General features: G+C 67.2%; 12 protein-coding genes. 8 read left to right on the top strand and 4 right to left on the bottom strand.

All coding sequences use genetic code 11. The features are described from left to right. Positions 1-304: 304 nt before the first annotated feature. The gene (locus J2X65_RS16550; protein WP_310202980.1) at positions 305-1270 is read right to left on the bottom strand and encodes a LysR substrate-binding domain-containing protein; all 966 of its coding nucleotides are present in this window, start codon (positions 1268-1270) and stop codon (positions 305-307) included. 65 nt (positions 1271-1335) lie between these two features. Here J2X65_RS16550 and J2X65_RS16545 point away from each other — a divergent pair, with 65 nt between their 5' ends. The 8 genes from J2X65_RS16545 to J2X65_RS16510 are packed head-to-tail and all read left to right on the top strand — an operon-like array spanning position 1336 to position 9093. Next, positions 1336-2364 carry a tripartite tricarboxylate transporter substrate binding protein gene (locus J2X65_RS16545; RefSeq protein ID WP_310202978.1) on the top strand — a complete coding sequence of 343 codons (1029 nt, stop codon included), beginning with the start codon at positions 1336-1338 and terminating at the stop codon, positions 2362-2364. 4 nt (positions 2365-2368) lie between these two features. Beyond that, a complete protein-coding gene (locus J2X65_RS16540; protein WP_310202976.1) occupies positions 2369-2893 on the top strand; it encodes a tripartite tricarboxylate transporter TctB family protein in 525 nt (174 codons plus the stop codon). Further along, on the top strand, positions 2893-4416 hold the full coding sequence (locus J2X65_RS16535; RefSeq protein ID WP_310202974.1) for a tripartite tricarboxylate transporter permease: 1524 nt from the start codon (positions 2893-2895) through the stop codon (positions 4414-4416). Before J2X65_RS16540 ends, J2X65_RS16535 begins: the two co-directional genes overlap by 1 nt. Continuing rightward, positions 4409-5638 carry an acyl-CoA dehydrogenase gene (locus tag J2X65_RS16530; protein ID WP_310202972.1) on the top strand — a complete coding sequence of 410 codons (1230 nt, stop codon included), beginning with the start codon at positions 4409-4411 and terminating at the stop codon, positions 5636-5638. Before J2X65_RS16535 ends, J2X65_RS16530 begins: the two co-directional genes overlap by 8 nt. Further along, positions 5635-6759: an LLM class flavin-dependent oxidoreductase gene (locus J2X65_RS16525; RefSeq protein ID WP_310202971.1), complete on the top strand. Its 1125-nt coding sequence runs from the start codon at positions 5635-5637 to the stop codon at positions 6757-6759. Before J2X65_RS16530 ends, J2X65_RS16525 begins: the two co-directional genes overlap by 4 nt. Positions 6760-6787: 28 nt before the next feature. Continuing rightward, positions 6788-7927, top strand: coding sequence for an LLM class flavin-dependent oxidoreductase (locus J2X65_RS16520; protein ID WP_310202969.1), 1140 nt, complete (start codon positions 6788-6790; stop codon positions 7925-7927). Between the two features lie 19 nt (positions 7928-7946). Beyond that, positions 7947-8570, top strand: coding sequence for a glutathione S-transferase N-terminal domain-containing protein (locus J2X65_RS16515; protein WP_310202967.1), 624 nt, complete (start codon positions 7947-7949; stop codon positions 8568-8570). 16 nt (positions 8571-8586) lie between these two features. Continuing rightward, complete coding sequence (locus J2X65_RS16510; RefSeq protein WP_310202965.1) at positions 8587-9093, top strand: cupin domain-containing protein; 507 nt, start codon at positions 8587-8589, stop codon at positions 9091-9093. A 221-nt stretch (positions 9094-9314) separates the two neighbouring features. Here the strand turns inward: J2X65_RS16510 and J2X65_RS16505 are convergent, their stop codons facing one another. Genes J2X65_RS16505 through J2X65_RS16495 form a run of 3 tightly spaced genes read right to left on the bottom strand, consistent with a single transcriptional unit; the run spans position 9315 to position 12066 of the window. Further along, a complete protein-coding gene (locus tag J2X65_RS16505; protein WP_310202963.1) occupies positions 9315-10397 on the bottom strand; it encodes an ABC transporter ATP-binding protein in 1083 nt (360 codons plus the stop codon). Continuing rightward, positions 10394-11194 carry an ABC transporter permease gene (locus J2X65_RS16500; protein WP_310202961.1) on the bottom strand — a complete coding sequence of 267 codons (801 nt, stop codon included), beginning with the start codon at positions 11192-11194 and terminating at the stop codon, positions 10394-10396. The genes J2X65_RS16505 and J2X65_RS16500 overlap by 4 nt, the downstream gene beginning before the upstream one ends. Before the next feature lie 5 nt (positions 11195-11199). Continuing rightward, positions 11200-12066, bottom strand: a complete 867-nt coding sequence (locus J2X65_RS16495) for an ABC transporter permease (RefSeq protein WP_310202959.1) — start codon at positions 12064-12066, stop codon at positions 11200-11202. Positions 12067-12114 lie beyond the last annotated feature (48 nt).

The following is a 12114-nucleotide window of genomic DNA, read 5'->3' as shown; positions in this document are numbered from 1 at the left end:
GATCCCGGTCAGAAGCGTCGGGCCACTCACCTCGCGGGGCGGCGCCCTTGCGGGATTCGCGCCTCAAGGTCCGCCTGTACGGCGCGGAACTCAGCCTCGGTGATGATCGCAGGGGCCTGTGCGATCGCGTCCTCGGCTTCCGGTTCAGGGGCTCGGATTTTGTGGTTCAGCGTATTGAACCGATGCTCACCGATATGGATGGTTCGGTCAGTATCTTATGGACGGAAGCGATCCACAGTGTCCACCATCGTGGACCCCGACAGGGGGTGTGGTCAAAGCTGGCGCGGGCTCACACATTAGCCGGCTAGACGGATTCACGGATGGTTTGAGTGAGAATCGAGGCGAAGCGCTTTACCGCCGAAGAGGGCGACTTTGCGAGGCAGGCGCGCAAGCTCGCGTTGCCGAGGTACGGCAGGAGAGGATGGTTGATGGCATTGAGGCCGTCGGGCAGTCCCAGAGGTGTCCTGACGGTTATCCCAAGGCCTGCGGACGTTGCCGCCCATAAGCCGGCAAGGCTCGAGCTCGTGAAGGTAATGCGCCAGTTACGGTCAATTCTGGCCAGGTGATCCAGGGCGGTAGCGCGGAAAAGACAGGGCTCGCCCATCATGACCAGCGGTACTGCTCCCGCGTCGATCTGGGCGTGATTGCCATTGCCGATCCAGATGATGGGGACTTCGGCAACGAAATCTCCAGACTCCTCCGTCTCCGGAGTTACACCCTCCCAGATCAATGCGATGTCGAGTCGGCTGGCCGCGATGTCGTTGAGCAGCGACGATTTGCGATCGACGCGTGCCTCCATGGCGACTTCCGGGTGTGAACGGATGAAGCGTGCCAGCATCTGGGGGAGCCAGGTCTCCGCAAGGTCCGGCGGAATACCCACTCGCACTTCGCCGGTCTCTTCGCGGGGAGCGAGGGCCTCAAGCGCTTCGTCATTGAGATCGAGCAGACGCTCGGCATAGACGAAGAAGGTCTGGCCGTCCGAGCTAAGGGTCAGTTTGCGGCCCTCCCGAAGAAACAGGTGGGAACCCAGTTGCTCCTCCAGACGGCGCATCTGCAGGCTTACCGCGGACTGGCTGCGGCCGACGCGCTCCGCCGCCTTCAGAAAGCTGCCCAGACGCACCCCCATCACGAAGGTGCGGACAAGATCCATATCCAGGTTTCGGATCGGGGGGCGGGGAGGTGCCATCGCAAGGGGCTGGCTCATCGAATGCCACTCATGGGGACGATTCATCAATTTTATTAAAGCGAGGATGGAAAATTCAATTTCCACCAATGCATGTTCCGATTAGTATGTCAAAAAGGTAGACAATATAGATATTCATGGAGAGCGGGTTGATGGTCCTTCCGGGGAAGATGCAGGAGCGGGTCAGGATCGGGGTTGCCGCCCTTCTGGGCCTGTCGCTCATCGGCACGGGCGCCACTGCTGCCGAAGGCTGGAAGCCGGAACGGCGGGTCGAGATCATCCTCGGCACCTCGGCCGGCGAAGGCGGGCTTAACCGCAATGCCCGCCTCATCCGCGAATGGCTGGTGAAGGACGGCACCATCCCGGAGAGCAGCGTCGTGGTGAACAAGCCGGGCGGCGGCCATGCGCTGGCGCTCACCTATACGGCGAGCCAGGTCGGCGCGGGCGAGACGATCCAGTTGGTCAACACGCCGCTGATCACCAACAACCTGCTTGGGCGCAGCCCGATCACCTACAAGGACTTCACGCCGATCGCGCTGCTCTATGACGAGACGGTGGTGTTCACCGTGCCGTCGAAGTCGAGCATCAGGACCGCGCAGGACCTGATCGACCGGCTGAAGCAGGATCCGTCCTCGGTGGTGTTCTCCACGGCCACCGGTCTCGGCACCGTGCAGCATATCGCCACGCTAGCGCTGGCCAAGGGCGTCGGCGTCGACATCAAGGGCGGCAAGCTGAAGACGGTGAATTTCTCCAACGGCAATGCCGAGGCGATCACCGCCGCGCTCGGCGGGCGCATCGACGTGGTGGTATCCTCGCCGCAGCCGGTGGCGCCCTTCGTCGAATCCGGCGACCTGCGCCCCATCGCGGTGGCCAGCCGCGAGCGCGCCGGCGGCTTCCTGGCCGATGTCCCGACCTGGAAAGAGTACGGCATCGATTCCGTCATCTACGCCTGGCGCGCCATCGTCGCTCCCAAGGGACTGACGCCGGAGCAGGTGAAGTTCTGGGACGACGCGTTCGCTGCCCTGGTGAAGACGCCGGAATGGCAGGAGGAGGTGAAGAAGAGCGACCTCAACCCGCGCTATCTCAACAGCGCCGAGACGGCGAAGTTCTTCGAGAACGAGAACAAGCGCTATTCCGAGATCTATGGCGGGCTCGGCCTCGATGTCGCGAAGCAGCGGTGACGCCGTGGCGCTGGACGCGGCCGCCGTGCCGCTGTTCCGCCGGCTTGGCGCGCAGGCGCGGATCAGCCTCGTCCTGTCGGCCGCCACCGCCGTCTTCGCGGTCGGCTATATCCGCGCCACCGCGGCGCTGCCGATGCCGCAACTGGTGGACCCGGTGGGGCCGCGCGCCTTCCCCTATCTGCTCGGCGCCGGGCTCCTGGTGTGTGCCGTCGGGCTCCTCGCGGAAGGGCTGGTGCTGTTCCGCGAGGAGCCGGCGGTCACGGGAGCCGGGTTCGACATGGCCGATCCGCGCTACCGCATCGCCGCGGCCGTGATGGGCTGGACGCTCGCCTATTACGCCGGCTTCGGGCCGCTCGGTTACATCCTTTCGACGACGCTGTTCCTCGCCGGCCTGATCTACGTGTTCGACGGCCGCCGGCTGTGGACCACGCTGACCGTCTCCCCCGGCTTCGCGGTGGCGAGCTACTTCCTGTTCAACAACCTGCTGGACGTCTTCCTGCCGGCCGGCTCTCTGTTCGGATGGCGCTGATGGATGCCGCCGATCTCTTCCTGCACGGCCTCGCCGTCGCCATGCAGCCGTCCAATCTCGGTTACATCGTCATTGGCTGCCTGCTCGGCACCGTGGTCGGCATCCTGCCGGGCCTCGGCCCCTCGGCCGGCATGGCGCTGCTGATACCGATCGTGTTCGGCATGGACCCGGCCAGCGCGCTGATGATGATCGCGGCGATCTATTACGGCGCCATGTATGGCGGCTCGGCGACCTCGATCCTGCTCAATACGCCGGGCGAGGCCTCCTCGGTGATGACGACGCTGGACGGCTACCAGATGGCGCGCAACGGCCGCGCCGGCGCGGCGCTCGCCGTCTCCGCCATCGGCTCCTTCATCGCCGGCACGGTCGGCATCGTGCTGCTCACCGTGCTGTCGCGGCCGCTGGCGCAGTTCGCGCTGCAGTTCGGCCCGCCGGAATATTTCACCCTGATGGTGTTCTCGATGCTCTCCGCGGCCTCGCTGGGCGGGCGCACCGTGGCGCGCGGCCTGCTCTCGATGCTGCTCGGCCTCGTCATCGCCACCGTCGGCATCGACCTGCAGAGCGGCATGCCGCGCTTCACCGGCGGCTTCCCGCAACTGCTCGACGGCGTCGACTTCATCCTCGCGGCGGTCGGCCTGTTCGCGCTCTCCGAGGTTTTCGTCAGCCTGGAGGACCATTTCCGCAACCCGGCGCAGCTGATCGGCATCAAGGGCCGGCTGTGGCTGACGCGCGAGGAATGGCGCCGCTCCGTCGGCCCGATCATCCGCGGCACCGCCATCGGCTTCGTGAAGGGCGTGCTGCCGGGCGGCGGGGCGACGGTGTCGACCATGCTGTCCTACAGCCTGGAACGCGCGCTCTCCAAGGACAAGGCGAAGTTCGGCACCGGCATGATCGAAGGGGTCGCCGGGCCGGAGGCGGCGAACAATTCCTCTGCCGCGGGTTCGATGGTGCCGCTGCTGGCGCTCGGCCTGCCGGGCTCGGGGGCAACCGCGGTGCTGCTCGGTGCCTTCGTCATCCTCGGCATCCAGCCCGGACCGCTGATGATCAACCAGCACCCGGAAGTGTTCTGGGGGCTGGTGAACAGCATGTATATCGGCAATGTCGTGCTGTTCGTCATGAACCTGCCGCTCATCTTCGTCTTCGTGCAGCTGCTGCGCATCCCGACCGGCATCCTGTTTCCACTGGTCATCGCCATCGCCTCGATCGGCGTCTACGCGGTGAACAGCAGCGTGTTCGACCTCTACATCGTGTTCGGCTTCGGCCTGCTCGGCTACGCCTTCCGCAAGCTCGACATCCCGACCGCGCCGCTGGTGCTGGCGCTCGTGCTGGGCGGCATGATGGAGCAGTCGTTCCGCCAGTCGATGACCATTTCCGGCGGCGACCTCTCGATCTTCGTGTCGAGCGGGCTGGCCATCCTGTTCCTGGTGCTGAGCGGGCTGGCCCTTCTAGCGGCGCTGGTGCTGCCGAGCCTGCTCAAGGCGCGGGGCGGCCGGGTCTTCGTCGAGGAGGCGGCCGATGTCTGAAGCGGCTGTCGCCAGGCCCCCGGCGGCCTATCCGCTCGCCCGTCCGGGTGCCGCGCTGGCCTGCGCGCGCCGGCTCGCCGCCCGTTTCACGGAAACTGCCGCGCAGTTCGATGCGAGCGGCGAGGTACCGGTCGCGAATTTCGCGGCCCTTCACGGCGAGGGACTGAGCGGCCTCACCGCCGCGCCCGCCTATGGCGGCGCGGGCGCCGGCCTTGCGGAAGCGGCCGAGGTGATCCGCGCGCTGGCGGCGGGCGAGCCCTCCAGCGCCCTGATCCTGTTCATGCAGTACCTCAACCTCGCCACCCTGCCGCATGGCCGCTGGGATCCGGCGTTGGTGCGCGAGGTGCTGACGAACTCGGTGCGCACCGGCGGGTTGATCAACTCGCTGCGCGTCGAGGCCGAGCTGGGCTCGCCGACGCGCGGCGGCCTTCCCGCGACCGTTGCCCGCCGCACCGCCGCCGGCTGGGCGATCAGCGGACGCAAGATCTATTCGACCGGCTCATCCGTACTCGGCTGGATGATCGTTTGGGCGCGCACGGACGAGCCGGAGGTCCGGGTCGGTCGCTTCGCCGTGCCGGCGTCGAGCCAGGGAATCGCGATCGAGCCGACCTGGAACGCGCTCGGCATGCGTGCGAGCGGCAGCCACGACGTGGTATTCGACGAAGTCGCGATCCCGGCCCATTACGCCGCCGACGTGCGCCGGCCGGAGGAATGGGTCGGTAAGGAGCCCATGCAGGCGGTATGGCATGGCGTTCTGCTGGGCGCCGTCTATGACGGCATCGCCCTTTCGGCGCGCGACTGGGTCGCGGGTTTCCTGCGCGAACGGGTGCCGAGCGGCCTGGGCGCGCCACTGGCGAGCCTGCCGCGCGTGCAGGAGCAGGTGGGGCGGATCGAGCAACTCCTTCAGGTCAACGAGACCCTGACACAGGGACTTGCCCGCGATGCCGATGAAGGCCGCCTCCCGACGCCCGAGCGGGCGGCACTGGCAAAGCTCACGGTGACCGAGAACGCCATCGCCGTGGTCGACATCGCGCTGCGGCTCTCAGCCAATCACGGCATTGCCCGCGCCAACCCGCTCGAACGCCACCACCGCGACGTCCTGTGCGGGCGCATCCACACGCCGCAGGAAGACGCCGCCCTCATCGCCGCCGGCACCTCCGCCCTCGCCTCCGCTCCCGCCGCCGCGGCGCCTCTGCCCATTTCCCTGGAGACCTCGAAATGAGCGTCGAACTCATCGGCTATATCGGCCATTTCAACTCGTCGGAGATCACCCGCCGCACCGGGCCGGCGGTCGACATCGATCATATCGAGGCGGTGGCCAAGGCGCATGAATATGTCGGCTTCGACCGGGCGCTGGTGGCGTTCAACTCGAACTCCGCCGAAAGCATATTGATCGGCCAGCATGTGGCTGGCGTCACCCGGCAGCTGAAACTGATGATCGCCCACCGGCCCGGCTTCACCCAGCCGACGCTGGCGGCGCGCCAGCTCGCCACGCTCGACCAGTTCTCGCGGGGGCGGATCGTCACCCACATCATCACCGGCGGCAATGATTCCGAGCTGGCGCAGGACGGCGACCACCTCACCAAGGACGAGCGCTATGCGCGCACCGGCGAATATATCGACATTCTCCGCCGCGAATGGACGAGCACCGAACCCTTCGACTATGACGGGCGCTACTACAAGGTGCGCGCCGGCTTCGGCGACGTGAAGCCGGTACGGCCGGAGGGCATCCCGGTCTTCTTCGGCGGCGCCTCTCCGGCGGCGATCGAGATCGCCGGGCGCCATGCCGATGTCTATGCCCTCTATGGCGAGACGCTGGAGCAGGTCGCCGAGCTGATCGGCCGGGTGCGCGCCGCCGCCGCGCCGCATGGCCGTTCGCCCGCCTTCAGCGTCTCGATCCGCGCCGTGCTCGCCGATACCGAGGAGAAGGCCTGGGCCAAGGCCGACGACATCCTCGCCCGCGCCACGGCGCTGCGGAATGCCGGCGGCGACCACAAGTCGCCGCACAACATCCGGCAGAAGCGCAAGACCGGCGACGTGCCGCCGAACGAGGGCTCGCGCCGGCTGCTGGTGGCGGCCGCGAAGGGACCGCGCCTCGACAAGCGGCTCTGGACCGGCATCGCCGCGCTGACCGCCGCGCAGGGCAACACCACCGCGCTGGTCGGCACCCCCGATCAGGTCGCCGACGCCTTGCTCGATTATTACGACCTCGGCGTCACCCGTTTCCTGATCCGCGGTTTCGATCCCATCGTCGACGCCATCCAGTTTGGCCGTGAGCTGCTGCCGCGCATACGCGCGCTGGTCGCGGAGCGCGACGCCGGCCACGCCGTCGCCGCCGAATGACGGTCCTCACATCGCCCGGAGTGCATCCATGAGCCTCGACGTCACCGCGCTGGAATTCATCGGCTATGTCGGCCATTTCAGCAATTCGGAAGCGCTGCGCCGCACCGGTCCCGCCCTCGACATCCCCTATATCGAGGCGGTCGCCAAGGCGCAGGACTATGTCGGCTTCGACCGGGTACTGGTCGCCTTCCACTCCACCTCGGCGGAGAGCATCCTGATCGGCCAGCATGTCGCGAGCGTCACCGAGCGGGTGAAGCTGATGATCGCCCATCGCCCCGGCTTCACCCAGCCGACGCTGGCGGCCCGCCAATTGGCGACGCTCGACCGGTTCTCCCGAGGCCGGGTGGCGGTGCACATCATCACCGGCGGCAACGATGTCGAACTGGCGCAGGATGGCGACCACCTGACCAAGGATGAGCGCTATGCCCGCACCGACGAATATATCGAGGTGCTGCGGCGGGAATGGACCAGCCCAGCGCCGTTCGATTTCGACGGGCGCTACTACAAGGTGCGCGCCGGCTTCGGCGACGTGAAGCCGGTACGGCCGGAGGGCATCCCGGTCTTCTTCGGCGGCGCCTCGCCGGCGGCGCTCAAGGTCGCCGGCCGCCATGCCGATGTCTATGCGCTGTGGGGCGAGACCTATGAGCAGGTCGCCGAACTCGTCGGGCGGGTGCGCGCCGCCGCTGCCGAGCACGGGCGCACGCCGGAATTCAGCCTGTCGCTGCGCCCGGTGCTCGCCGACACCGAGGAGAAGGCCTGGGCCAAGGCGGAGGACATCCTCGCCCGCGCCAAGGCGCTGCGAGTCGGCGGCGGCGACGGCCGCGCGCCGAACAACGCCCGCAAGGCGCGCGATCCGAATGTCGCCCCACCGAACGAGGGCTCGCGCCGGCTCCTTGAGGCCGCGGCGAAGGGCCCCCGCCTCGACAAATGCTTGTGGACCGGCATCGCCGCGCTCACCGGCGCCAGCGGCAATTCGACCGGCCTCGTCGGCACGCCCGATCAGGTGGCCGATGCGCTCGCCGATTATGCCGAGCTCGGCATTAGCAAATTCCTGATCCGCGGCTTCGATCCGCTGGTCGACGCGATCCAGTATGGCCGCGAACTGCTGCCGCGTGCGCGCGAGGTGATCGCCGAGCGCCGCAAGGCCGCCGCTCTCGCCGCCGAATGAACCTCCCGGGAACCACGTCGTGAAGCTCTATTACTCACCCACCTCGCCCTATGCCCGGAAGGTCGCCATTGTCGCCATCGAAACCGGCCATGACGCCATCATCGAGCGCGTAACCGCCGCGCCCCATCCGATTGATCGCGATGCCGGCGTCGTCGAGCAGAACCCGTTAGGGAAGGTTCCGACGCTCGTCGCCGACGGGGAACTGACGCTGTTCGACAGCCGCGTGATCGCCGAATATCTCGACGCCCACACCCGCCGTGGCCGCGTTTTCCCGGCCGATGGTCCGGCGCGCTGGACGGCGCTGACCCAGCAATCTTTGGGTGATGGCCTGCTCGATGCCGCCTTGCTGGTGCGTTACGAACTCACGTCCCGGCCACCCGAGCACCGTTGGGTGCTGTGGCAGGAGCGGCAGTTCGACAAGATCCGCTCGGCGCTGGCGCGGATCGATGAATGGTCCGGAGGGTTGGGAACCGAGCTGACCATAGGCACCATCACGCTCGCCTGCGCGCTCGGCTATCTCGATCTGCGCTTTCCCGAGTACGATTGGCGGGCAGGTCATCCGGGCGCCGCGAGCTGGTTCGCCGCGATTTCGGTGCATCCCAGCCTCACGGCCACCCGCGCGCCGCAGCCGCTTGCGGCGTAAGACACAGGACCAGACGATGAGCGAGCATTCCCACGATCATCCGCATGACCACGAACACGCGGAGGACCACTGGAAACATAACGGCGTACGCGTCATCAAGGGCGACCGGCTCGACGCCAATACCGCGCAGACGCCGGGGATGTTCCGCCAGGCTGCGGTCAACCATGCCCGCGTCGGCGCCCAGAAAATCTGGGCTGGCACCGTCACCATCCAGCCGGACGCCAAGACCGGCGTGCATCATCACGGTGCGCTGGAAAGCGTGATCTATGTGGTACGGGGGCGTGCCCGCATGCGCTGGGGCGAGCGGCTGGAATATGTCGCCGAGGCCGAGGCGGGCGACTTCATCTTCGTGCCGCCCTATGTGCCGCATCAGGAGATCAACGCCGATCCGACCGAGCCGCTCGAATGCGTGCTGGTGCGTTCGGATAACGAAGCGGTGGTGGTGAACATCACCGATGTCGACCCGGTGGAGAAGCCGGAGGCGGTCTATTGGGTCGACCCGATCCACAAGGCGCCGACATGAGCGGAGCGGCTGGCCCGAGCCATTTGGCATCTTTGGCGCAGCATGCGGGATTCAAGCCCAGCCAAAGGCGGGCTATAGAGTAAACGTAGAACGTCCGCCGGGCGTGCAGGCCCCGGTGGCGTGGCCGTGCCGCAGAAGCGCGCCGGAAAGAGCGGCTGCACTCTTTGCCCGTGCCTGAGTTGAAGCCCATCCGCCCCTTTCAAAGGGCGCTGGCGGTGCCTTCAGTCTGCGAACAGGCGCGCGTCAGCGGCGTGCCAGCTGAGCCGCACGCGCCCGCCGACCACCGGTTCATGCGCCATCGGCGCGCCGGCGGGATGCCGGACATTGATCTGCGCACCCCAGCCCGTCGTCACCGCAAAGTGGAAGGTTTCGCCGATGAAGGTGGCGTCGGTCAGGGTGGCATCGATGCCCGGCCGCGCGGCTGTGGCCGTGAGCGCGCCGATCTGCAGCCGATCGGGGCGTATCATCAGCCGCGCGCCGCTGCCGGAGCTGGCGGCCGCATGCAGCGGGATGTCGGCGCAGCCGCTGCCGTCGGGAAAGACGATGTCGGCCCGCGCATCCCGCCGGGCGGCGATAGTGCAGTCGAGGAAGTTGGAATGTCCGACGAAACCGGCAACGAAGCGGGTATGCGGTTCGTCATAGAGCTCGCGTCCCTTTCCGACCTGCTCGATGCGGCCGTGATTGAACAGCGCGACCCGATCGGACAAACTCAGCGCCTCCTCCTGATCGTGGGTGACATAAAGGATCGTCACCCCGGTCTCGCGATGGATGCGGCGGATCTCGACCTGGATCTCCTCGCGCAGCTTCTTGTCGAGCGCAGAGAGCGGCTCGTCCATCAGCAGCAACGGCGGATCATAGGAAAGCGCACGTGCCAGCGCGACGCGCTGCTGCTGGCCACCCGAGAGCTGGGCCGGCATACGGTCGGCGAAGCGCTCCAGCCGCACCAGCGCCAGCATCTCCTCGACCTTGCGGGCGACGTCCGCGCCAGACCGCCGCCGCACGCGCAGGGGGAAGGCAACGTTCTCGGCGACGCTGAGATGGGGAAACAGCGTGTAGCGCTGGAACACCATGCCGATATTCCGCCTGTTCGAGGGTTCGGCGAGGATGCTGCGGCCCTCGATGCGGATGTCGCCGCCCGACGGCTCGAAGAAGCCGGCGATCATGTAGAGCGTCGTGCTCTTGCCCGAACCGGACGGGCCGAGGAAGGTCATGAACTCGCCCCGCGCGATCTCCAGCGAAACGTCGGAGACGGCGGCGACGTTGCCGAAGCTCTTGGACACGCCACGGATATCGAGGAAGGTCATGAGCGGGCGTCCTTGCGCAGGAGAGCGGCGAGCGCCATGAGGGCGGCGGTCAGGGCGATGAGAGCTGTCGAGACGGCGGCGATGACCGGCGAGAGGTCCTGCCGCAGCGTGCCGAAGATCCGCACCGGCAGGGTCTGGAGGTCGGGGCTCGCCATGAAGATGGCGATGACCACCTCGTCCCAGGAGGCGAGGAAGGAGAAGATCGCCGCGCTGACGAGGCCGAGACGGATGCCGGGCAGGGTGACGCGGATCTTGGCTTCCAGCGGGCTGGCGCCGCAGACGATGGCGGCGGTCTCGATGTCGCGGTCGAAGCGCTCCAGCGCGTTGGAGATGGCGATGATCGAGAAGGGCAGGGCGATGACCAGATGCGCCAGCACGAAGCCGACGAAGGTGCCGTTGAGATGCAGCCGCAGGAAGAAGGCGTAGAGCGCCACCGCCAGCACGACCACCGGCAGGATCATCGGGGTGAGGAACAGCGCGCGCAGCGCCTCGCGGCCGCGGAAGGTGCCGCGGGTGAGGCCGAAGGAGGCCATCAGCCCGATGAGCACCGACAGCACGGTGACGACGGCGGCGATCTGGAAGCTGGTGAGGAAGGAGGCGATCCATTCCGGATCATCCACCAGCTCCTCATACCAGCGCAGCGTCCAGCCGGGGGGCGGGAACTGAAGCCATTGCGAGGAGCCGAAGGAGAGGGCGACGATCAAAAGGATCGGCAGCAGCAGATAGGCGCCGACCAGCAGCGCGATCAGCGAGAGGGCGACGCGCCAGGCGCCGAGGCGGGAGAAATCGAGCAGCATGGCGATCAGCTCCTCGCCTGTCCGAATCCGAAAAAGCGAAGCTGTACCAGATAGATGGCCAGCGTGATCGTGAGCAGGATGAGGGCGGCGGCGCCTGCCAGTCCCCAGTCGAGCAGCGACTGCACGAGCTGGGCGATCAGCTCCGCCAGCATCATGTTGGACGTGCCGCCGAGCAGCGCCGGGGTGATGAAGTAGCCGAGCGACATGACGAACACCATCAGCGCGCCGGCGGCGATGCCGGAGGCGGTGAGCGGCAGCATCACCCGCGTGAAGGCCTGCCAGCGGCTCGCCCCGCACAGCGCCGCCGCCTGGAACACCGAAGGATCGATGGAACGGATGGTCGCGTGCAGCGGCAGGATCATGAAGGGCAGCATGATGTAGGTCATGCCGATGGTGACGCCGACAAGGTTGTTGATCAGCGGCAGCGGCTCGGCGATGAGTCCGAGATCCATCAGCGTGCGATTGATGATGCCGGTGCGCTGGAGCAGCACCATCCAGGCGTAGGTGCGGGCCAAGAGGTTGGTCCACATCGACAAGATGACGATGGCGAACAGGAGTCGCGACCAGAACCCCGGCGCGATGGCGAGGAACCACGCGACGGGAAAGCCCAGCAGCACGGTTGCCACCGTCACCGTGGCGGCGACCAGGAAGGTGTTGCCGAGCACCTTGAGATAGGTGGTAGAGGCGAAGAACGCGGCGTAATTCTGCAGTCCCGGCTGCGGCTCCAGCACGCTGCGCAGCAGCAGCGCAAGCACCGGCAGCACGAACACCACCGCTACCAGCACCAGCGCCGGAGTGACGGCGGCGAGGCCGCTCGGCAGGCGCCGGCGTACCGGGGCGGAGGCGGGGTGCATGGCGTCGGAGACGGTCATCGTCCAGTTGTCCTGGCAGTGTCCGGTCAGACCGGTGAGGTGTACGAT

This window comes from Ancylobacter sp. 3268 (assembly GCF_031456575.1).
GTDB lineage: Bacteria > Pseudomonadota > Alphaproteobacteria > Rhizobiales > Xanthobacteraceae > Ancylobacter.
The sequence above is the reverse complement of the archived record's forward strand: the minus strand, read 5'-3'. Positions and strand labels throughout refer to the sequence as shown.

Coding starts and splice junctions, on each gene's coding strand:
- J2X65_RS16530 (WP_310202972.1), top strand. CDS start 4,409: ATGTCTGAAGCGGCTGTCGCCAGGCCCCCGGCGGCCTATCCGCTCGCC.
- J2X65_RS16545 (WP_310202978.1), top strand. CDS start 1,336: ATGGTCCTTCCGGGGAAGATGCAGGAGCGGGTCAGGATCGGGGTTGCC.
- J2X65_RS16535 (WP_310202974.1), top strand. CDS start 2,893: ATGGATGCCGCCGATCTCTTCCTGCACGGCCTCGCCGTCGCCATGCAG.
- J2X65_RS16520 (WP_310202969.1), top strand. CDS start 6,788: ATGAGCCTCGACGTCACCGCGCTGGAATTCATCGGCTATGTCGGCCAT.
- J2X65_RS16505 (WP_310202963.1), bottom strand. CDS start 10,397: ATGACCTTCCTCGATATCCGTGGCGTGTCCAAGAGCTTCGGCAACGTC.
- J2X65_RS16525 (WP_310202971.1), top strand. CDS start 5,635: ATGAGCGTCGAACTCATCGGCTATATCGGCCATTTCAACTCGTCGGAG.
- J2X65_RS16495 (WP_310202959.1), bottom strand. CDS start 12,066: ATGACCGTCTCCGACGCCATGCACCCCGCCTCCGCCCCGGTACGCCGG.
- J2X65_RS16500 (WP_310202961.1), bottom strand. CDS start 11,194: ATGCTGCTCGATTTCTCCCGCCTCGGCGCCTGGCGCGTCGCCCTCTCG.
- J2X65_RS16510 (WP_310202965.1), top strand. CDS start 8,587: ATGAGCGAGCATTCCCACGATCATCCGCATGACCACGAACACGCGGAG.